Raw genomic sequence first — 19,360 nt, forward strand, 5'->3', positions numbered from 1 at the left:
GGCGCTACAGCTCCAGCCGCAGCACGCCCGCGACCAGGCACAGGGCGCTGCCGATCCCGAGCAGCACGACGACGCCCCGGGGCAGGCCCTGCCTGGCGAACGAGTAGACGCCGCCCGCCAGGAACAGCCCGGCCACGATCAGCAGGGTGGAGACGCCGTTCATCTACAGCGCCCCCTTGGTCGAGGGGACGCCGGTCTGCCGGGGGTCGATCTCGCTGGCGTACCGCAGGGCGCGGGCCAGCGCCTTGAACTGGCACTCCACGATGTGGTGCGCGTTGCGCCCGTAGGGGACGTGGACGTGCAGCGCGACCTGGGCCTGGGCGACGAAGGACTCCAGGATGTGCCGCGTCATCGTGGTGTCGTACGCGCCGATCATGGGCGCCATGCCGTCGGGCTCGCGGTGCACCAGGTAGGGGCGGCCCGAGAGGTCGACGGTCACCTGGGCCAGCGACTCGTCGAGCGGCACCGAGGCGTCGGCGAAGCGGACGATGCCGACCTTGTCGCCCAGCGCCTGCCGGAACGCCGCGCCCAGCGCGAGCGCGGTGTCCTCGATCGTGTGGTGGCTGTCGATGTGCAGGTCGCCCTCGGTCTTGACCGACAGGTCGAACAGCCCGTGCCGCCCCAGCTGGTCCAGCATGTGGTCGAAGAAGCCGACGCCCGTCGACACATCGACACGGCCCGTGCCGTCGAGGTCGATCTCGACGGTCACCGACGTCTCCTTGGTGGTGCGCTCCACGCGTCCCACGCGGCTCATTGGCTGATCTCCTTCGTCACTGCGCGTACCGCGTCGAGGAACGCGTCGTTCTCCGCCCGGGTCCCCGTGGTGACCCGCAGGCGCCCCGGCACGCCGTTGTCCCGGACGAGCACCCCGTGGTCGAGCAACCGCCGCCACACGGCCGCCGCGTCCTCGAAGCGGCCGAACTGGACGAAGTTGGCGTCGGACTCGGTCACTTCGCAGCCGATCGCGGTCAGCTCCGTGACAAGTCGGTCGCGTTCGTCCTTGAGCTCCTCGACATAGGTGAGCAGCGTATCGGCGAACTCCAGTGCGGCCAGCGCCGTGGCCTGGGTCACCGCGGAGAGGTGGTAGGGCAGCCGCACCAGCTGCACGGCGTCCACCACCGCGGCGTCGGCGGCCAGGTAGCCGAGCCGCAGCCCGGCCGCGCCGAACGCCTTCGACATCGTCCGCGTGATCACCAGGCGCGGACGGCCCTCGATGAGCGGCAGCAGCGAGGGCCTGTGGCTGAACTCTGCGTACGCCTCGTCCACCACGACGAGCGCGCCACGCTCGTCCCGCGCCGCCGCCTGGGCCGCGTCGTGCAGGGCGAGCACGGTCCCGGCCGAGACGGCGGTACCCGTGGGGTTGTTGGGCGAGCACACGAAGACCACCGCGGGCCTGTGCGCGTGGATCGCGGCGACGGCGGCGTCCTGGTCGATGCCGAAGTCCTCGGTGCGCGGGCCCGAGACCCAGGAGGTGCCGGTGCCGCGCGCGATGAGGGAGTGCATCGAGTAGGAGGGGTCGAAGCCGATGGCCCCGCGCCCCGGGCCGCCGAACGCCTGGAGCAGCTGCTGGAGCACCTCGTTGGACCCGTTGGCCGCCCAGAGGCGCTCCGCCGTGAGCGGGTGCCCCGTGGTGCGGGTGAGATACGCGGCCAGCTCGGCGCGCAGCTGGCGCGCGTCCCTGTCGGGGTAGCGGTTGAGGTGGCGGGCGGCGTCGGCGACGCGCTCGGCGATCCGCCGCACCAGGGCCTCGGGGGCGGGGTGGGGATTCTCGTTGGTGTTCAGCCGGACCGGGACGTCGAGCTGGGGGGCGCCGTACGGCGTCTTGCCGCGCAGCTCGTCCCGGATGGGCAGGTCGTCGATGCGGGTCACTTGCGGTGCGGTGCCTTCCCGTTCACGTCCCCGTTGCCGGTGCCGTCGCCGTTCCCCTCGAGCCTGACCGTGACCGCCGTGCCGTGCGCGGGCAGGTCCTCGGCCTCGGCCAGCGTGACCACGTGGTGCGCCACCTCGGCCAGCGCGGCGCGGTCGTACGCGACGACGTGGATGCCGCGCAGGAACGACTGCACCGAGAGCCCCGACGAGTGGCACGCGCAACCGCCGGTCGGCAGCACGTGGTTGGACCCGGCGCAGTAGTCGCCGAGGGAGACGGGGGAGTGCGGGCCGACGAAGACGGCCCCGGCGTTGCGCACACGGGCCGCGACCTCGGCGGCGTGCTCCGTCTGGATCTCCAGGTGCTCGGCGGCGTAGGCGTCGGTGACGGCAAGGCCGTGGTCGAGGTCGGCGACCAGGACGGTCGCGGACTGGCGGCCCGAGAGCGCCCGGACGATCCGCTCGTGGTGCTTGGCGGCGGTGACCTGGACGCGCAGCTCGGCGTCCACGGCGTCGGCCAGCGCGACGGACGGCGTGACGAGCACGGCGGCGGCCAGCTCGTCGTGCTCGGCCTGGGAGATCAGGTCGGCGGCGACCAGGCGCGGGGCGGCGCTGTCGTCGGCCAGCACGGCGATCTCGGTGGGGCCCGCCTCGGCGTCGATGCCCACGATCCCGCGCAGCAGCCGCTTGGCCGCCGCCACATACACGTTCCCGGGGCCCGTCACCAGCGAGACGGGGGCGCACTCGTCGGTGCCGTGCGCCAGCATCGCGATCGCCTGCGCGCCCCCCGCCGCGTGCACCTCGTCGACGCCGAGCAGCGCGCAGGCCGCCAGGATCGTGGGGTGCGGCAGCCCGCCGTGCTCGCGCTGCGGCGGCGACGCGACGGCCAGCGAGCCGACGCCCGCCTCCTGCGCGGGCACGACGTTCATCACGACGGACGAGGGGTAGACGGCCCGGCCGCCCGGCACATAGAGACCCACGCGCTCCACGGGCACCCACCGCTCGGTCACCGTGCCGCCCGGCACGACGCGCGTGGTGGTGTCCGAACGCCGCTGGTCGCGGTGGACCATCCTGGCGCGCCGGATGGACTCGTCCAACGCGGCCCGCACGGCCGGATCCAACCCCTCGAGCGCGCGCGTCAACTCCTCGGCGGGGACCCGGGTGCGGCTGATGGTGGCGCCGTCGAACCGCCGCGCGTACTCGACCAGCGCCGCGGTGCCGCGATGGCGCACGTCGTCGCAGATGGGCCGCACCTTCGCCAGGGCGGTCTCGACGTCGAACTCGGCGCGGGGCAGCAGGTCGCGGTCGATCACGTCCGGAGTGGACGAATCGCGCAGATCGATTCGGGTCAGCACCGTTCCAGTCTCGCAGACCGTCTCACGGTGGCGAGATCCCGTTTCACGATGCGGGCCATGGCCCGAAGGCCAACCGATAGGCTGGCCGGTCGTGACGACCACGCGCCTCCCCCTGTTCCCGCTCAACACCGTGTTGTTCCCCGGGCTCGTGCTGCCGCTCAACGTCTTCGAGGCCAGGTACCGGGCGATGATGAAGGACCTGCTCACCCTGCCGGACGAGGGGCCACGGCCCTTCGGGGTCGTCGCCATCAGAGACGGGTACGAGACGGCACCGAGCGCGCTCGGCCTGCCCGACGGCTCCGAGCCGCCCGAGGCGGGGGCCGCCGCCGGCTTCGCCCTCGACGACCCGGCCCGTTCGTTCCACGCGGTCGGCTGCGTCGCGGACGCCTCGACGATCAGGCCGCGCGGCGAGGGCGACCCGGCCGAGAGCTACGAGGTGCTCGCCACCGGCACCACCCGCTTCCGGCTGGTGTCGGTGGACGCGAGCGGCCCGTATCTGACGGCGGAGATCGAGCCGTTGCCCGAGGTGGCGGGAGAGGGCGCGGGGGCGCTCGCGTCCGGCGTGCTGCGGGCGTTCCGCTCCTACCAGAAGGTGCTCGCCGGGGCGAACGAGCGGACCCTCGCCCCTGGCCAGGAGCTGCCCGATGACCCCTCGGTGGTCTCCTACCTGGTGGCCGCGGCCACGATGCTCTACACCGGCGACAAGCAGCGGCTGCTCCAGGCCAAGGACACGGCGACGCGTCTCGCCGAGGAGCTGCGGATCCTGCGCCACGAGACGGCGCTGATCGGCAAGCTGCCCTCGGTGCCGGGCGCGGAGTACACGGTCAGGCCGACCAGCCTCAACTGACCAGGAGGTCTCCCATGGCGGGCACTCCGGCGACGGTGGCCGCGACCAGGGCGAAGGTGGCGTTCACCCTGCACACCTACACCCATGACCCGGCCGCGCCCTCGTACGGCGAGGAGGCGGCGAAGGCGCTCGGCGTCGACCCCGACCGGGTCTTCAAGACGCTGGTCACCGAGGTGGACGGGGCGCTCACCGTGGCGGTGCTCCCGGTCTCCGCGTCGCTCGCGCTCAAGGCGCTGGCGAAGGCCGCGCGGGGGAAGCGCGCCGCGATGGCCGACCCGGCGGCGGCCGAGCGCGCCACGGGCTATGTGCGGGGCGGCATCTCGCCGGTCGGGCAGCGCAAGCGCCTGCGCACGGTGCTCGACGCGTCGGCCGGACGCCACGCGACGATCTTTGTCTCGGGGGGCCGCAGGGGCCTGGAGATGGAGCTGGCCCCGGACGACCTGATCACCCTCACGGGCGCGGTGACGGCCGCGATCACCCGGGAGTAGGCCCGGCGCGCACCCGGCCCCGGCGAGCCGCTCATCGCGGAGGAACGCCTACTCGCGCCACTGGGGGAGCTCGACGGGCACGGGCTCGGGGTCGCGGGGGCCGAGGACCGCCTGGCACAGCAGGTGGACGCCCACGGCGGCGGCGGGCAGGCCGAAGATGACGCCCTTGGCGCCGATGCGCAGCGGCGCGTCGAAGACGTTGTCCACCCCGGCGTCGCGGGCCGCCGCGGCGACGTCGTCGGTGGGGCCGAGCCACATCCCGAGCTGCCACGCGAGCCAGGACCCCGCGAGCGCCCCCGCCGCGAGCCCGAGCACCAGCGCCACCCCGCCCGTGCGCCGCAGCGCGAAGACCACGCCCCCCGCGACCGCGCCGATCGCGAGGCCGAGCAGCAGGAACGTGCCGTCCGCGGCGATCGCCTGCTGGCCCTCCGAGTTCGCCAGGAGGACCGACCTGCCGTCCGACACCAGCGGCACCCGGGGCGCGAGCCACAGCCACAGCAACCCGAGCACCAGGCCGCTCGCCACGGCGAGGGGCAGGGCCACGCGGACGCCGTCGGCTATCTCCCGCCGCCAGTCCGTGCGCTGCCCGGGTGTCCCGCCGTCGGGCGGCCCCTCCCCGGTGGGCGAGGGCTCGGGGCGGTCATCGGGTGCGGGCTGGGGAACGGTCACCCCGTCATCCTGCCAGGTCCGGCCGCCTGTTCGGTCCCGGGGACGGCCGTTCGGGCGTCGGGCGGGGGTGCGCGGGGGCGCGGTGGGGTGCGACGGGGCGCCCTGGGGCGCGGAGGGGCTCAGCGCAGCGCGGCCCGGCGGTAGGCCCAGGTGGCGAGCGCCAGCGCGGCGGCGCCCACCCCGGCGCACACGGCGAGGTTCGCGACCACCGAGCCCCAGTCGGGGCGCGGGACCAGCGCCACGGCCAGCGCGTCCACGCCGTAGCTCGACGGCAGCAGGTCGCGCAGCAGGCGTACCGGCTCGGGCAGCCGCCCCTCGGGCAGCACGCCGAGCAGCAGCGCCGCCGACATCCCCAGCTGCCCGCACAGCGTGGCCAGCTCGGCGCGCGGCGCGAGCAGCCCGAGCGCCGCGCCGAGCCCGGCGAGCGCGGCCCCGGCCAGCGGCACCACGGCGAGCAGCACCCACAGGCCGCCGAGCGGCAGCTGGTACAGCAGCCCCCCGGCCACGGCGGTCACCACGACCCCCGGCACGGTGAACGACGCGTACGCCGCCGCCGTCCCCAGCGCCACCGCCGCGGCGGGCACCGGCAGGGTCGCGTAGTGGTCGAGGCCACCGGCGGCGCGCAGCTGCCCGAAGTACTGGGCCAGCAGGTTGAGGGCGACGAACGCCACCACGAGCACCGCGGACCCGGCGACCACGGCCCGCGCCTCCTCGCCGTCGCCGCCGTCGACGACGCCGCGCATCAGGATCATGATCCCGATCGACTGGAAGGTGGCCACGAAAAGCAGCGGGATCCGCGCCACCCGGGCGCGCGACAGCTGCGCCCGGTACACGGCGCCGAGCGCGGGCCACACCCCCACCCCCGGGGCCAGCGGGTGGGCGCTCATGAGCGCTCCAGGCCCGCGCCGCGCCCGCCCAGGGCGAGATAGACGTCCTCCAGGCTCGGCGTGGCCAGCGTGAAGTCGTCGAGCGCGGCGAACGCGGGGCCCGCCGTCACCGCGGCCACCGCCTCGCGGGCCCGGTCGGCGGGCAGCCGCAGCGTCCAGCGCCGCCCCGCCACGGTCGCGGCCGCGCGCAGGGCCGCGATCTCCGGCTCGCCGAGCGGGGGTTCATCGCGCCAGACCAGCTCGAGGCGGACGTCGGTGCCCACCAGCGCCTTGAGCCCGCCCGGGGTGTCGCACGCGATGACGCGGCCCGCGTCGAGCACCGCGACCCGGTCGAGCACCGTCTCCGCCTCGATGACGTTGTGCGTCACCAGCACCACCGTCGTTCCGTCGCAGGCGCGCCGCCGGTCGATCGCGGCCCACACGGCCCGCCTGGCCACCGGGTCCATCCCGGCCGTCGGCTCGTCGAGCACGAGCACGGGCCGTCGGCCCGCGAGCGCGGCGGCCACGCAGGCGAGCCTGCGCTGGCCGCCCGAGAGCCGCTTGAGCGGGCGCGCGGCGACGGCGGCCAGGTCGAGCTCCTCCACGACGGCCTCCCGCTCGCGGCGGGCGACGTCCGCGTCGAGGCCGCGCAGCCGCGCGGTGGTCTCGATGGCCAGGGCCACGGTCAGCTCGTCGAGCGCGGTGGACTCCTGACCGAGGTAGGCGAGCAGCCGGGGCGCGCGGCGCGGGTGGCGCACGAGGTCGTGGCCGAGCAGGGTGACGCTGCCCGCGTCGGGGCGCAGCAGCCCGGTGAGCTGCCTGACGAGGGTCGTCTTGCCCGCGCCGTTGGGGCCGAGCAGCCCGAACACCTCGCCCCTCGCGATGTCGAGCGCGATGTCGCGGCTCGCGGTGACAGGGCCCGCGGGCGGGGCGCCACGGGGGCGGCGCCCGCCCGGGTAGGTCTTGGTCAGCCCGCGCACCGTGTACGCGGCCTCGACGAGTGGGGGGCGGGCCGGCGCGCGCCGAGCTGCTGCCGTCGGTGACCCGGCCCTGGCGATCGATGCGGCCACGGTCAGGAGCCTACGCGGCGGTGGGCGCGCGCCGGACACCGGGGCACGTTTCGGACACGGCGGGTGTGACGCGGGGGCGCGGGCGGGCTCAGGAGGTGCGTTCGGCGCCGGTGCGCCCGTCGACCTCGCGCCAGAAGCCGGCGCGGATCGCGTAGCGGTCCTGCTCGTCGATCTGGTCGTCCTTGTGGGTCAGCAGGCCGAACCTGGCGGCGTACCGCAGGAGTTCGCCGTCGATGCGGTGCGGGATGCGGGGGTACTCGCCCGAGAGCTGCTGCAACGGGGCGGGCCCGGCGAGGCGTTCGGCCCAGCGGCGGGCGAACACCTGCCCCACCTCGAACGGGTCGCCGCCCACCGCCGTGATGTCCTCCTCGCGGTCCGCCCAGCGCTGCTCCGCGGTGGTCAGCTGCGACAGCATCGGCAGCGCGGAGATCTCGGGCGACTCCTCGGGGCCCCCGCGGTCCACCCAGCCGCGGTCGGACGACCAGCGCAACGTCGCGGTGGCGGGCGGCGGGACGGGGCGGCCGAGCGACGCCAGGTCCTTGGGCGTCGGCACGCCCTTGGCCGCGGGCACGGCGTCGTCGCGGTCCTCCGGCTCACAGGCCGGCTCCTCGGTCGGGGCGGTGCCGTTCTTGCCCGCGGGCGCGGGCTCGCGCGGGGCGGTCCTCGACGGGGTGGCCGAGGTCTCGGCGTGCGGCGCGGACAGGATGGCGGCGATCTCGGGGCGCGTGACGCGGGGCGCCGAGCCGGGCGCGGGCGCCTCGTTGACGCGCACGGCGCGCGTGATCCAGGCGCGGTCGAGGACGCGGCGCTCGTCGGCCTCGGCGACCAGGTCCTCGGACTGGTTGTAGTCGCCGTCGGCGGCCTGGACGGCCCACAGGTGGACGGCGACGCCGTGCTCCTTGGCCGACATCAGCCCGGGCAGCAGGTCGCCGTCGCCGGTGACCAGCACGATGTCGGCGCACGCCCGGTTGCGCGCGAGCTCGGTGAGCTCGGCGTGCATGGCCGCGTCCACGCCCTTCTGCGCCCAGCGCCCGTCGCTTCGGGTGAGCGCCCCGAGGCGCACGGTGACGCGCGGCATCACGCGCAACCGCCGGTGCTCGGGCTGCGGAACGCGGTCGGGCGCGCCGTCGAACCAGTAGATCCGCAGCAGGTCGCAGCCCGTGTCGGCCTCCGCGCGCTCGCGCAACGCCTGGATGAGCGCGGCGTGATCGACGGTGATGCGCGGGCGCGCGGGCTCCCCGGCGAGAAGGCTGGCGGCGGCACCGAGCAGATAGCCGGCATCCACCAGGACGACACAGCGGTCCACGTTGCACCTTCCCTACCTAAGCGTTTTCCTGAGTCTGCCCGACGGGGCGGCCGTTATCTGTGCCAACTCGATCTTCGGCGTGGCGAATCCGGCCCCATCCATGCCCGGAATGCGAAGTATGGCGGGTCGTGCGAGCCTGGTCACGGGCCCGCGTTCACCGATCGCGGGACGCGCAGCCAGGAGGCGATCATGGCCAAGAGCAAGAATCGTGACCGTCAGCCCGCACCCGAGCCGCCGCCCGAGCAGCCCCGCACCGAGCAGCCGGCCGAGCAGCCCAAGAGCCGCAAGCGCGAACGCCGCTTCGGGCACAACTGAGACGGGGACGACCGGCACGGCGGCACACCGAAGGGCGCGCCCCCGCGGGGGCGCGCCCTTCGGTGTGCGCGGGCGCACGACAGGCGCGTCTCAGGCGTCGCCCCTCAGGCGTCGGCCGTCAGTCGTTGAACGAGTGCCGTTCATGCGCCGCCGCGAAATAGCGCGCGTCCGACACCTCGGACATCACCGATTCCACCGGCTCGGCACCGCCGTGCACGATGTCCCACGCCTCGTGGACACAGCGCAATCGGTCCTCGAATGCCGTGCCGGGGAAATAGACGACAAGCGCGTGCACGGCCTCCTGGCGCGAAACACGCACCCGACGCAACAGGAATACCGCCTTGTTGACCATTCGGGCATCCACGGCGATCCACCCCTCATTCGGAGATTCGCTCATTCTCGAAGGTAGACCTCGGGACGCCCCATTCAGGTAAAGCGGACTCCATCATCGGCCCAACAGGCGGGCATCATCAGGCCAAACGAGATCATCCCGCCAAACAGGCCGGGCCGAGCAGCGCCTTGAGATCCCCGAACAGCGCGGGATCGGCCCGCACCCGGTGCCGGTCGAGCCGGTAGACGGTCGTGCTGCGCGCGGACTGGAGCTTGACCCGCACCTCCGTCGGTCCCCGGTGCTGGCCGAGCACCTCGCCGAGGCGTTCCACCAGCGGCGGGGTGACCTTGACCAGGGGAATGCTGATCGTGACCGGGGCGTCGGCGGACGCCTCGGAGAGGTCGGGCACCATCAGCTCCATGGCGACCAGGCGCGGCACGTCCTCGCGCTTGTCGAGGCGGCCCTTGACGAACACCACGGCGTCCTCGACGAGCTGGGTGGAGACCAGCTGGTAGGACGCGGGGAAGAACATGCAGTCGATCGAGCCGCCCAGGTCCTCGACGGTGGCGATGGCCCAGGGGTTGCCCTGCTTGGTCATCTTGCGCTGGAGCCCGGAGATGATGCCGCCGATGGTGACCACGGCGCCGTCCTGGTAGTCGCCCGCCAGCGCGGAGACCGAGGCGTCGGCCTTCTCGTCCAGGACGTGTTCGATGCCGAACAGCGGATGATCGGACACATACAGGCCGAGCATCTCCCGCTCCTGGGCGAGCAGATACCCCTTCTCCCACTCCTCGTCGGAGAAGACCACGTCCATGCCGAAGCCGGGGCCGCTGTCCTCGTCCTTGTCGTCCATGCCGCCGAAGAGGTCGAACTGGCCCTCGGCCTCCTTGCGCTTGACCTGCACGACGTTGTCGATCATGGGCTCGAAGTGCGCGGTCAGGCCCTTGCGGGTGTGGTCGAGGCTGTCGAACGCGCCCGCCTTGATGAGCGACTCGACGGTGCGCTTGTTGCAGACGACGGCCTCGACCTTGTCGAGGAAGTCGGGGAACGAGCTGTACTTCCCCTTCCCCTTCCGCGTGGCCACGATCGAATCGACGACGTTCTGGCCCACGTTTCGCACCGCCGTAAGACCGAAAACGATCGTGTCATCGCCGCGCGGGGTGAAGTGCGCCTCGGATTCGTTGACGTCGGGCGGCAGCACCTTGATGCCCATGCGGCGGCACTCGTTCAGATAGACGGCCGACTTGTCCTTGTCGTCGCGCACCGATGTGAGCAGCCCCGCCATGTACTCGGCCGGGTAATTGGCCTTGAGATATGCCGTCCAGTAGGTGACAAGGCCATATGCCGACGAGTGCGCCTTGTTGAACGCGTAGCCCGAGAACGGCACCAGCACGTCCCACACGGCCTGGATCGCCTCGTCGGAGTACCCGTTGGCGCGCATGCCGTTCTGGAACGGCACGAACTCCTTGTCCAGGATCTCCTTCTTCTTCTTGCCCATCGCCCGGCGGAGCAGGTCCGCCTGTCCGAGCGAGTACCCGGCGAGCACCTGGGCGGCCTTCTGCACCTGCTCCTGGTAGACGATCAGGCCGTAGGTGACGTCGAGGACCTCCCTGAGCGGCTCCTCCAACTCCTTGTGGATCGGCGTGATCTCCTGCTGGCCGTTCTTGCGCAGGGCGTAGTTGATGTGCGAGTTCATGCCCATGGGCCCCGGCCGGTACAGGGCGCCGACGGCGGAGATGTCCTCGAAGTCGTCGGGCTTCATCATGCGCAGCAGCGACCGCATCGGCCCGCCGTCGAACTGGAAGACGCCCAGGGTGTCGCCGCGGCCCAGCAGCTCGAACGTCTTGGGGTCGTCGAGCGTCAGGTCGAGCAGCTTGATGTCGATGCCCTTGTTCTTCTTGATGAGCTTGACCGCGTCATCCATGATCGTGAGGTTGCGCAGCCCGAGGAAGTCCATCTTCAGCAGGCCGAGCGACTCACACGTGGGATAGTCCCACTGCGTGACCACGACGCCGTCGTTCTTCGGCGCGAACAGCGGCACATGGTCCACGAGCCGCTCGCTCGACATGATCACGCCCGCCGCGTGCATGCCCATCTGCCGGACCAGGCCCTCCAGGCCCTTGGCGGTGTCGATGACCTTCTTGACGTCGGGCTCGTTCTCGTACATCCCCCTGACCTCGGCCGCCTCGCTGTAGCGCGGGTGGTCCTTGTCGGTGATGCCCGAGAGCGGGATGCCCTTGCCCAGCACGTCGGCGGGCATCGCCTTGGTGATGCGGTCGCCCATCGCGTACGGGTAGCCGAGCACGCGGGAGGCGTCCTTGATGGCGGCCTTCGCCTTGATCGTTCCGTAGGTGCCGATCATCGACACCTTGTCGGCGCCGTACTTCTCCGTCACATAACGGATGACCTCGCCGCGCCTGCGCTCGTCGAAGTCGATGTCGACATCCGGCATGGACACGCGCTCGGGGTTGAGGAAGCGCTCGAAGATCAGGCCGTGCTCGATCGGGTCGAGGTCGGTGATGCCCATCGCGTACGACACGATCGAGCCCGCCGCCGAGCCGCGCCCCGGGCCCACCGCGATGCCCTGCGCCTTGGCCCACATGATGAAGTCCGCGACCACGAGGAAGTACCCGGGGAACCCCATCTGGATGATGACGCCCATCTCGTACTCGGCCTGCCGCGCCCGGTCCTCCGGCACCCCGCCCGGGTAGCGGCGCTCCATCCCGCGCCGCACCTCCTCCTGGAACCAGGTCACCTCGGTGTACCCCTCGGGCACGTCGAAGCGCGGCATCAGGTCGCGCGGCTCGAACCAGCCGCCGATCTCGACCTGTTCGGCGACCAGGCGGGTGTTGGCGCAGCCCTCCTGCCAGGCGTCCGAGGAGTCGATCGCGTACATCTCCTCGGGCGACTTCAGGTAGTAGCCGGTCCCGTCGAAGCGGAAACGATCGGGATCCGACAGATTCTTGCCGGTCTGGACGCAGAGCAACGCGTCGTGCGCCCCCGCCTCGTGCGCGTGCGTGTAGTGCGAGTCATTGGTGACCAGCGGCGGGATGCCCAGCTTGCGGCCGATCTCCAGCAGCCCGTCGCGCACCCGGGTCTCGATCTCGAGCCCGTGGTCCATCAGCTCGAGGAAGTACCGCCCCTTGCCGAAGATGTCCTGGTAGTCCGCCGCGGCCTTCAGCGCCTCCTCGGGCTGCCCGAGCCGCAGCCGCGTCTGCACCTCGCCCGAGGGGCAGCCCGTGGAGGCGATCAGGCCCTCCGCGTGCTGCGCGATCGTCTCCTTGTCCATGCGCGGCCACTTCACGAAGTACCCCTCGGTGTACGCGTCCGAGGTGAGCCGGAAGAGGTTGTGCAGCCCGGTGCCGTTGTGCGCCCAGATCGTCTTGTGCGTGTAACCGCCGGAGCCCGAGACGTCGTCCCGCTTCTGGTGCGGCTGGCCCCACTGCACCCGGCGCTTGTGCCGCCGCGACTCGGGCGCGACATATGCCTCGATCCCGATGATCGGCGTCACGTCCGCGCCCCGCGCCTGCTGGAAGAAGTCGTACGCGCCGTGCAGGTTGCCGTGGTCCGTGATCGCGATGTGTGACATGCCCATCTCCTGGCACGCCTTGAACATGTCCTTCAGCCGCGCCGCTCCGTCGAGCAGCGAGTACTGGGTGTGCACATGCAGGTGTGTGAAGGGCTTGGTCACGCGCCGGGCCTTTCGCGGGAGGGTCGTGGATCCCTCGACCCTACATCCGCGAAGGCCCCCGCGAACCGTCGGGGCACACCGGCGTTTACGCAGGTCAGACCCCTGTTGATCAACGATGCCGCAGGCCAGCGACGTGCCGGTCGATCTCTCGCGCGACCCCTGTGCGCCCCCTCCGCGCCAACCCCTCGGAGGCGGTGGCGCTGAGGTCGGGCGCACCGCCCGTACCCCGCCGTCCGCCGCCGTGGCACACTCGGTTCCGATGGGCATATCGGCTCCGGGGATGCGGGTGGCGCGCGCGGCGGTGTTCGCGGCGCTCTGTGTCACGCTCTCCGCCGGAGCGCATGTGCTGCTCTCAGGGGAGCCGCTGCCCCTGCCGACCGTCGCGGTGGTCTCCCTCGCCGTCTTCGGCCTCGCCCTGGCCCTGATCGGCCGCCGCGAGCACGGCTTCGGCACGATCGCCGCGCTGCTCGTCCCCGCGCACCTCGCGGCCGACACCGTCTTCACCACGGGGCAGGCCACGTGCTACGGCCCCGGCGGCGGGCCCGTGACCGGCCCGCTCCGGCTGCTCGGCTTCGATCTCCTGTGCGCGGGCGGCGACTTGGGCACCCCGCTGGCCGAGCTGGCGGGCGGCGACCCCGTCCCGTTCGCCGCCGCCGACCCCGCGGGCCCCTGGCTGCTGCTCGCCGCGCACGTGGCCGTCGGCCTCGCCGCCGCGGCCTGGCTCCGCTGCGGCGAACGCGCCCTCGCGCGGACGCTGCGCTCGGCCGCCGCCGCCACGTTCCGCCCGCTGTTCGTCCCGCTCACCCGCGCCGCCGTCCCCGCCCCCGCGGGCTCAGGCCCCCGCCGCCCGCGCCGCGCGCCCGCGGCCCCCGCGCTTCCCACGCTCGCCCACTCCGTCCTGCGCCGCGGACCGCCGGTGGCCGCGCCCGCCCACTGACCGCACCGCGCACGCGCACCGCGTTCCGTGGCGGGCACCCCCGCCCACCGACCGGATCCCACACACCACGGAGACCCTCCACCATGAGCAAGCGCAACTCCTCCGAGGCCAAACGCGCGGCCCGCGAGCGCCTCAAGGCCGAACGCGACCGCCAGGCCAGGCGAGAGAAGGTCCGCAAGCACCTCACCGTCGGCGGCTCGGTCGTCGCGATCCTGGCCGTCGCGGGCGGCATCGGCGTCGCGGTCGCCAGCCTGGGCGACGGCGACGACGGCACCGACTGGGGCGCCGTCGCCGAGCAGGTGAACGACGGCCAGGGCGACTTCGCCACCGACACCCCGGCCAACGCCTCGGGCGACGACGGCCTGACCGTGCGCGTCGGCGACGAGGACGCCGCCAACACCCTCACCCTCTTCGAGGACGCCCGCTGCCCGGCCTGCGCCGACTTCGAGCAATCCCTCGGCCCCACCGTCCGCGAGGGCGTGGACAACGGCGACTACGCCGTCGAGTACGTCTTCGGCACCTTCCTCGACGACAACCTCGGCGGCTCGGGCTCGAAGAACGCCCTGGGCGCCCTGGGCGCGGCGCTCGACGTCAGCCCCGAGGCGTTCCTCGACTACCACGACGCGCTGTACTCCGCGGACATCCATCCCCCGGAGTCCACCGACGAGTTCGGCGACGACGAGCGGCTGATCGAGATAGCCCAGGACATCCCCGAGCTCGCGGACAACCAGGAGTTCGAGAACGCCGTCATCGACGACACGTTCGCCGTCTGGGCGTTGCGGATGTCGGACAAGTTCCAGGCGGACCCGGACGTCGAGGGCACGCCCACGCTCAAGTTCAACGGCGAGGTCATCGAACGGCCCGCCACGGCCGAGGACTTCCAGGCCGTGATCGAGGCCAACAGCGTTCAAGGCTGACCCACTCCGCCCCCGCCGACGGGCGGGCGATCCCTCGGCCCCCCGGCCAAGACGCCCGGTTCGCCCGCCCGTTGGCCACCTGCTCGGGCGATCCTCTTCGGGCCCGAGCCTCCCAGACCCCCTGTCGGACCTGGTGGCGGCGCCTCCCAGCCCCCCGTGGGGCCCGATGGGGGCACCTCCCAGACCCCCAAGGGGCCTGCTCGTGGGGGCACCTCCCAGACCCCGGAGGGTCTGCTCGTGGGGGCACCTCCCAGACCCCGGAGGGTCTGGGGGAGCACCGCATCCGACGCCGCGGACCGATCATCGAGACCGCCCGGCCAGGGCCTAAGCTGACCCCATGACGGGGGCACAACCAGGTCAGGTGATCGACGGCCGCTTCGAGCTGCTCCAGCGGCTCGGCCACGGGGGCATGGGGACGGTGTGGCGGGCCAGGGACACGACCCTGCACCGCGAGGTGGCGCTCAAGGAAGTGCGCCCTTCCGACCCGGCCGAACGCGGCGGCGACGCCGAACGCGTCCAGCGCGAGCGGGTGTTGCGCGAGCGGGTGTTGCGCGAGGCCCGCGCCCTCGCCCGGCTCAGCCACCCGAACGTCGTGCGGATCTACCACATCGTCGACATCGACCCGCACCCGTGGCTCGTGATGGAGCTGCTGCCGGGCGAGAGCCTGGAGTCCCGCGCCGCCCGTGGCCCGCTGCCCCCGGCCGAGGCCGCGCGTTACGGCCGCCACATCCTGGCCGCGCTCACCGCCGCGCACGCCGAGGGCATCCACCACCGCGACGTCAAGCCCGCCAACGTGCTGCTGCGCGCCGACGGCTCCGCCGTGCTGACCGACTTCGGCATCGCGGCGATCGCGGGCAGCAGCGCGTTGACCGTCACCGGCGGCATCGTCGGCTCCCCCGAGTACATCGCGCCCGAACGCGTCAGGGGCGCGGGCGACCACCCGTCGGCCGACCTCTGGTCGCTCGGCATCACGCTCTACGTCCTGACCGAGGGCTACAGCCCGCTGCGCCGCGGCACCACGCTGGCCACGCTCTCCGCGGTCCTCGAGGACCCGGTGCCCCCGCCCGTCAGGTCGGGCCCGCTAGGCGACGTGCTCAGGGCGCTGCTGGTCAAGGACCCGGCCGCCCGCCCCGACGCCGCGCGCCTCGACGCGATGCTGGCCGCCGTCGAACGCGGCGGGGACCTCGGCATGGCCCACTCCCCCACCGAGACCGGGGTCAGGCCCACCGCCACCACGGGCCCGATCACCGCGCCCCCGCGCCCCGGCGCCCCCCGCACCCGGGTCATCATGGCCGCCGCGGCCGCCCTCCTGCTGATCGGCGCGGGCGCACTGACCGCGTCGCTGCTCAGGGGCGGCGGCGACCGCTTCGACCAGGGCGGCGAGGGCGAAGGGAACGAGAGCCCGTCGGTCGAGGAGACCCCGCGCGAGGACCTCACCCCGCCCACACCCGACCCGGTCCCCGAGCCCGAGCCCGAGCCCGACGAGGACGAGGACGAGGAGACGGACCAGGAGACGGAGGAGGAGCGGATCGAGGAGGAGGGCCGCTGGGTGGCCCAGCTGTTCTCCGAGTCGGTCGACTCCGGCACCGCGGCCCGCGACGAGCGCCTCGACGCCGTCCGCGCCACCGTCCCCGAGGCCGAGGTGCTGCTCAGCGCCGACTGGGCCTCGCTGCGCCCCGGCTACTGGTTCATCTACGCCCCTGGCCCGTTCGCCGACGGCAACGCCGCGCTGGCGTTCTGCGCCGAACGCGGCCTCACCACGGGCAACGAGTGCGTCGGCCGCTACCTCAGCCACGACCCCGCCGACGCCGACCTGCTGTGCAACCCCGACAACCTCGCCACCAGCCGCTGCGACGACTGAGCCGGGAGAAGACCGAGGGGACCGAGGAGGCCTGAGAAGACCGGCTACCCCTCGTCGAGCCCGCCGAGGAAGCCGAGCACCGTGTGCCACGTCGCCTCGGCGGCCCCCTCGTCCCAGTCGTCGAGACCCCGGTCCGTGTACAGGTGCCCCGCGCCCATGTAGTGGTAGACCTCCACGTCGGCCCCGGCCCGCCGCATCCGCAGATACCACGCGTTGAGCCAGTCGTAGGGCTCGAACGGGTCGGGGTCCGCGACGTGCAGCTGCACCGGGAGCCCGTCGGCCGAGGCGTCCTCGGCCAGGTCCGACGTCCCGTGCAGCAGCAGGAGCCCCCGCGCCCCCCGGTCGCCGAGCGCCAGGGTCTGCGCGATCGAGGCGCCCATCGAGAACCCCGCGTACACCAGGCCCGCGTCCGCGTGCGGCGCGCTGGCCGCGACCGCCCGGCGCAGCAGCTCGTCCCTGCCGATCTCCTCGCTGATCGCCATGCCCGCCTCGACGGTGTCCGCGGTGCGCCCCTCGAACAGGTCGGGCACCTCGACCCGGTGCCCCGCGGCCGCGAGGCGTTCGGCCGCCTCCCGCACGGCGGGGCGCGGCCCGTAGGAGGAGTGGATCAGCATGACATGGCTCACGGTGTCGACCGGCCCTTCCGTGGTACCTGTGGCTCTCGTCGGCACATCCTGCCAGTTGGCCGGGCCCGTTAGCCTGGCGGTGGGAACGGCGACACGTACCCCCTGACACGCGACGGAGAGGCGATCCACCCCATGGAGGACGTGCTGCGACCGCTCATGGTCATCGTCGGCACCATCGCGCTGACGCTGGCGCTCGGCTGGCTGATCGACCGGGCGCTGCGGGCCGCGGACGCCCGGCAGACCGACACCCAGCTGTGGGCCCTGCTGCGGCGCTGCCGCCTGCCGCTCCAGGTGCTGCTCGCCTCCGCCGCCGTGCAGGTCGTGTACAGCGCGTTCGACCTCCATCTGCGGCGCGACGACATCGTGCGGAGCGCCCTCGCGATGGTGACGATCTTCTCCGCGGCCTGGCTGACGATACGCGCGGCCGGCGCCGTCGCCGAGAACTTCCTGGCCCGCTACGAGTCGCGCACGACCGACCAGGCGCGCGTGCGGCAGTTCCGCACACAGCTCGCGATGATCCGCCGCGTGGTGACCACGGTCCTTGCGGTCGTCGCCACCGCCTTTGTGATCCTGCTGGTCTTCCCGAGCCTGCGGGCGCTCGGCACCTCGATGCTGGCGTCCGCCGGTGTGATCGGCGTCATCGCCGGTGTGGCCGCCCAGTCGATGCTCAGCAACTTCTTCGCGGGGCTCCAGATCGCGTTCGGCGACTCCGTCAAGATCGGCGACACCGTGGTGGTGGACGGCGAGTGGGGCACCATCGAGGAGATATCGATGGCCTTCCTCACGGTCAGGATCTGGGACGACCGGCGCCTGACGATGCCCGTGTCGTACTTCAACAGCAAGCCCTACGAGAACTGGTCACGCGGCGGCAACGAGATCACCGGCACCGTCTTCCTGCACCTGGACCACACCACGCCCGTCGCCGAGCTGCGCAAGCGGCTCCAGGAGTTCCTGCTCGGCCGCCCCGACTGGGACGGCCGCGCGTGGAGCCTGGTGGTCACCGACACCACGCCCTCCACGATCCAGGTGCGCGCCGCGATGTCCGCGCGGAACGCCGACGACGCCTGGACGCTGCGCTGCGCGGTCCGCGAGGAGCTGATCGCGTGGCTGCGGGACACCCACCCCTACGCGCTCCCCCGCGTCGCCACCTCCCCCGCCGCCGTCCCCCCGGCCCCGCGCGACACCCCGCCGCCCAAGCGGGTCTGAGGCCCGCGGAAGGCGCGAACGGCGGTGCGCGCCAAGGGCGTTCAGGCGCTCTCGGCGCGCAGCCGCTCCAGCGAGGTCCGCAGGTCCTCGGGGTAGCGGCTGGCGTACTCGACCCACTGCCCGCCCCCGGGGTGGGTGAAGCCGAGCCGCACCGCGTGCAGCCACTGCCGGGTCAGCCGCAGCCGCTTGGCCAGCGTCGGGTCGGCGCCATAGGTCAGATCGCCGACGCACGGGTGCCGGTGGGCGGACATGTGCACCCGGATCTGATGGGTGCGGCCCGTCTCCAGCTTGATGTCGAGCAGGCTGCTGCCGCGGAACGCCTCGATCAGGTCGTAGTGCGTCACCGACGGCTTGCCGTCCGCCGTGACCGCCCACTTCCAGTCGTGCTGCGGGTGCCGCCCCACGGGCGCGTCGATCGTGCCGCTCAGCGGATCGGGGTGGCCCTGCACGAGCGCGTGGTACCGCTTGTCCACGGTCCGCTCGCGGAACTGCTGCTTGAGGTGCGCGTACGCCGGCTCCGACTTGGCGACCACCATGAGCCCCGACGTCCCGACGTCGAGGCGGTGCACGATGCCCTGCCGCTCGGCGGCCCCCGACGTCGCGATGCGGTACCCGGCCGCGGCAAGGCCGCCGATCACGGTGGGGCCGCTCCAGCCGGGGCTCGGGTGCGCGGCGACCCCGACCGGCTTGTCCACGACGACCAGCTCCGGGTCGTCGTGCACGATCTCCATGCCCTCCACGGGCTCGGCCTCGATCGCGGGCGGCGCGGCGGGCGCCGGCATCTCCACCTCGAGCCACGAACCGCTCATGACGCGCTCGGACTTGCCCACCTCGGCGCCGTCGAGCCTGACCTTCCCCGCGGCGGCGAGCTCGGCGGCCTTGGTGCGCGAGAAGCCGAGCATGCGGGCCAGGGCCGCGTCGACGCGCTCTCCCTCAAGACCCTCGGGAACGGGCAGGGTACGGGTTTCGGGAACGGTGCTCACCCGTCCGAGTATGCCGGACGGCGCGA

The 19,360-nt window shown here is 73.1% G+C and carries 18 protein-coding genes and 1 pseudogene; 7 read left to right on the forward strand and 12 right to left on the reverse strand.

Translation table 11 applies throughout. The features are described 5' to 3' along the window. Positions 1–4: 4 nt before the first annotated feature. From D7318_RS32940 to hisD, 4 genes are read right to left on the reverse strand one after another with little or no spacing between them, the layout of a single operon-like run. Entirely contained in the window at positions 5–163 is a 159-nt protein-coding gene (locus tag D7318_RS32940; RefSeq protein ID WP_183091561.1) for a hypothetical protein, read from the reverse strand. Further along, on the reverse strand, positions 164–754 hold the full coding sequence (hisB, locus tag D7318_RS21830; RefSeq protein WP_120698867.1) for an imidazoleglycerol-phosphate dehydratase HisB: 591 nt from the start codon (positions 752–754) through the stop codon (positions 164–166). Beyond that, entirely contained in the window at positions 751–1,869 is a 1,119-nt protein-coding gene (locus tag D7318_RS21835) for a histidinol-phosphate transaminase (RefSeq protein ID WP_120698868.1), read from the reverse strand. The genes hisB and D7318_RS21835 overlap by 4 nt, the downstream gene beginning before the upstream one ends. Next, positions 1,866–3,221, reverse strand: a complete 1,356-nt coding sequence (hisD, locus tag D7318_RS21840; RefSeq protein ID WP_120698869.1) for a histidinol dehydrogenase — start codon at positions 3,219–3,221, stop codon at positions 1,866–1,868. The genes D7318_RS21835 and hisD overlap by 4 nt, the downstream gene beginning before the upstream one ends. A 91-nt stretch (positions 3,222–3,312) precedes the next feature. Between hisD and D7318_RS21845 the strand changes: the two genes are divergently transcribed. Both D7318_RS21845 and ybaK read left to right on the forward strand, forming a co-directional pair. Further along, positions 3,313–4,068 (forward strand): LON peptidase substrate-binding domain-containing protein, encoded by a 756-nt coding sequence (locus D7318_RS21845; RefSeq protein WP_120698870.1) that lies wholly within the window; start codon positions 3,313–3,315, stop codon positions 4,066–4,068. A 14-nt stretch (positions 4,069–4,082) separates the two neighbouring features. Continuing rightward, a complete protein-coding gene (ybaK, locus tag D7318_RS21850; RefSeq protein ID WP_120698871.1) occupies positions 4,083–4,556 on the forward strand; it encodes a Cys-tRNA(Pro) deacylase in 474 nt (157 codons plus the stop codon). A gap of 48 nt (positions 4,557–4,604) precedes the next feature. On the opposite strand, the gene D7318_RS21855 is transcribed toward ybaK, so the two are convergent. The 4 genes and pseudogenes from D7318_RS21855 to D7318_RS21870 form a co-directional block, all read right to left on the reverse strand. Then, positions 4,605–5,225 (reverse strand): ABC transporter permease, encoded by a 621-nt coding sequence (locus D7318_RS21855; RefSeq protein WP_120698872.1) that lies wholly within the window; start codon positions 5,223–5,225, stop codon positions 4,605–4,607. 119 nt (positions 5,226–5,344) lie between these two features. Continuing rightward, positions 5,345–6,271: an ABC transporter permease gene (locus D7318_RS21860; RefSeq protein WP_329604624.1), complete on the reverse strand. Its 927-nt coding sequence runs from the start codon at positions 6,269–6,271 to the stop codon at positions 5,345–5,347. 209 nt (positions 6,272–6,480) lie between these two features. Further along, positions 6,481–7,200, reverse strand: a pseudogene (locus D7318_RS34810) (ABC transporter ATP-binding protein); the annotation flags it as partial. Positions 7,201–7,249: 49 nt separating this feature from the next. Beyond that, positions 7,250–8,467: an NYN domain-containing protein gene (locus D7318_RS21870; RefSeq protein WP_120698875.1), complete on the reverse strand. Its 1,218-nt coding sequence runs from the start codon at positions 8,465–8,467 to the stop codon at positions 7,250–7,252. Between the two features lie 189 nt (positions 8,468–8,656). On the opposite strand from D7318_RS21870, the gene D7318_RS34630 reads away from it, so the two are divergent. Continuing rightward, positions 8,657–8,782, forward strand: a complete 126-nt coding sequence (locus D7318_RS34630) for a hypothetical protein (protein WP_268987357.1) — start codon at positions 8,657–8,659, stop codon at positions 8,780–8,782. A 118-nt stretch (positions 8,783–8,900) separates the two neighbouring features. Here the strand turns inward: D7318_RS34630 and D7318_RS21875 are convergent, their stop codons facing one another. Both D7318_RS21875 and dnaE read right to left on the reverse strand, forming a co-directional pair. Continuing rightward, on the reverse strand, positions 8,901–9,179 hold the full coding sequence (locus D7318_RS21875; RefSeq protein ID WP_147437773.1) for a hypothetical protein: 279 nt from the start codon (positions 9,177–9,179) through the stop codon (positions 8,901–8,903). Positions 9,180–9,267: 88 nt separating this feature from the next. After that, positions 9,268–12,804, reverse strand: coding sequence for a DNA polymerase III subunit alpha (dnaE, locus tag D7318_RS21880; protein WP_120698877.1), 3,537 nt, complete (start codon positions 12,802–12,804; stop codon positions 9,268–9,270). Between the two features lie 259 nt (positions 12,805–13,063). On the opposite strand from dnaE, the gene D7318_RS21885 reads away from it, so the two are divergent. From D7318_RS21885 to D7318_RS21895, 3 genes are all read left to right on the forward strand, one after another. Beyond that, positions 13,064–13,741, forward strand: a complete 678-nt coding sequence (locus tag D7318_RS21885) for a hypothetical protein (protein ID WP_120698878.1) — start codon at positions 13,064–13,066, stop codon at positions 13,739–13,741. Positions 13,742–13,824: 83 nt separating this feature from the next. After that, a complete protein-coding gene (locus D7318_RS21890; RefSeq protein WP_120698879.1) occupies positions 13,825–14,658 on the forward strand; it encodes a thioredoxin domain-containing protein in 834 nt (277 codons plus the stop codon). Positions 14,659–14,995: 337 nt separating this feature from the next. Continuing rightward, the gene (locus D7318_RS21895) at positions 14,996–16,519 is read left to right on the forward strand and encodes a serine/threonine-protein kinase (protein ID WP_120698880.1); all 1,524 of its coding nucleotides are present in this window, start codon (positions 14,996–14,998) and stop codon (positions 16,517–16,519) included. Positions 16,520–16,563: 44 nt separating this feature from the next. Here D7318_RS21895 and D7318_RS21900 read toward each other — a convergent pair whose 3' ends face one another. Further along, positions 16,564–17,133 (reverse strand): dienelactone hydrolase family protein, encoded by a 570-nt coding sequence (locus tag D7318_RS21900; RefSeq protein ID WP_120698881.1) that lies wholly within the window; start codon positions 17,131–17,133, stop codon positions 16,564–16,566. Positions 17,134–17,277: 144 nt separating this feature from the next. Here D7318_RS21900 and D7318_RS21905 point away from each other — a divergent pair, with 144 nt between their 5' ends. Continuing rightward, the gene (locus tag D7318_RS21905; protein WP_120698882.1) at positions 17,278–18,351 is read left to right on the forward strand and encodes a mechanosensitive ion channel family protein; all 1,074 of its coding nucleotides are present in this window, start codon (positions 17,278–17,280) and stop codon (positions 18,349–18,351) included. 41 nt (positions 18,352–18,392) lie between these two features. Here D7318_RS21905 and D7318_RS21910 read toward each other — a convergent pair whose 3' ends face one another. Further along, complete coding sequence (locus D7318_RS21910) at positions 18,393–19,334, reverse strand: RluA family pseudouridine synthase (protein ID WP_120698883.1); 942 nt, start codon at positions 19,332–19,334, stop codon at positions 18,393–18,395. Between the last annotated feature and the right edge of the window lie 26 nt (positions 19,335–19,360).

This window comes from Streptomyces radicis (assembly GCF_003626575.1).
GTDB lineage: Bacteria > Actinomycetota > Actinomycetes > Streptomycetales > Streptomycetaceae > Streptomyces > Streptomyces radicis.

Excerpts from the sequence above, each read along its gene's own strand:
- D7318_RS21875 (WP_147437773.1), bottom strand. The coding sequence starts at position 9,179 with ATGAGCGAATCTCCGAATGAGGGGTGGATCGCCGTGGATGCCCGAATG.
- D7318_RS21905 (WP_120698882.1), top strand. The coding sequence starts at position 17,278 with ATGGAGGACGTGCTGCGACCGCTCATGGTCATCGTCGGCACCATCGCG.
- D7318_RS21895 (WP_120698880.1), top strand. The coding sequence starts at position 14,996 with ATGACGGGGGCACAACCAGGTCAGGTGATCGACGGCCGCTTCGAGCTG.
- ybaK (WP_120698871.1), top strand. The coding sequence starts at position 4,083 with ATGGCGGGCACTCCGGCGACGGTGGCCGCGACCAGGGCGAAGGTGGCG.
- D7318_RS32940 (WP_183091561.1), bottom strand. The coding sequence starts at position 163 with ATGAACGGCGTCTCCACCCTGCTGATCGTGGCCGGGCTGTTCCTGGCG.
- D7318_RS21885 (WP_120698878.1), top strand. The coding sequence starts at position 13,064 with ATGGGCATATCGGCTCCGGGGATGCGGGTGGCGCGCGCGGCGGTGTTC.
- D7318_RS34630 (WP_268987357.1), top strand. The coding sequence starts at position 8,657 with ATGGCCAAGAGCAAGAATCGTGACCGTCAGCCCGCACCCGAGCCGCCG.
- hisB (WP_120698867.1), bottom strand. The coding sequence starts at position 754 with ATGAGCCGCGTGGGACGCGTGGAGCGCACCACCAAGGAGACGTCGGTG.
- D7318_RS21900 (WP_120698881.1), bottom strand. The coding sequence starts at position 17,133 with ATGCTGATCCACTCCTCCTACGGGCCGCGCCCCGCCGTGCGGGAGGCG.
- D7318_RS21890 (WP_120698879.1), top strand. The coding sequence starts at position 13,825 with ATGAGCAAGCGCAACTCCTCCGAGGCCAAACGCGCGGCCCGCGAGCGC.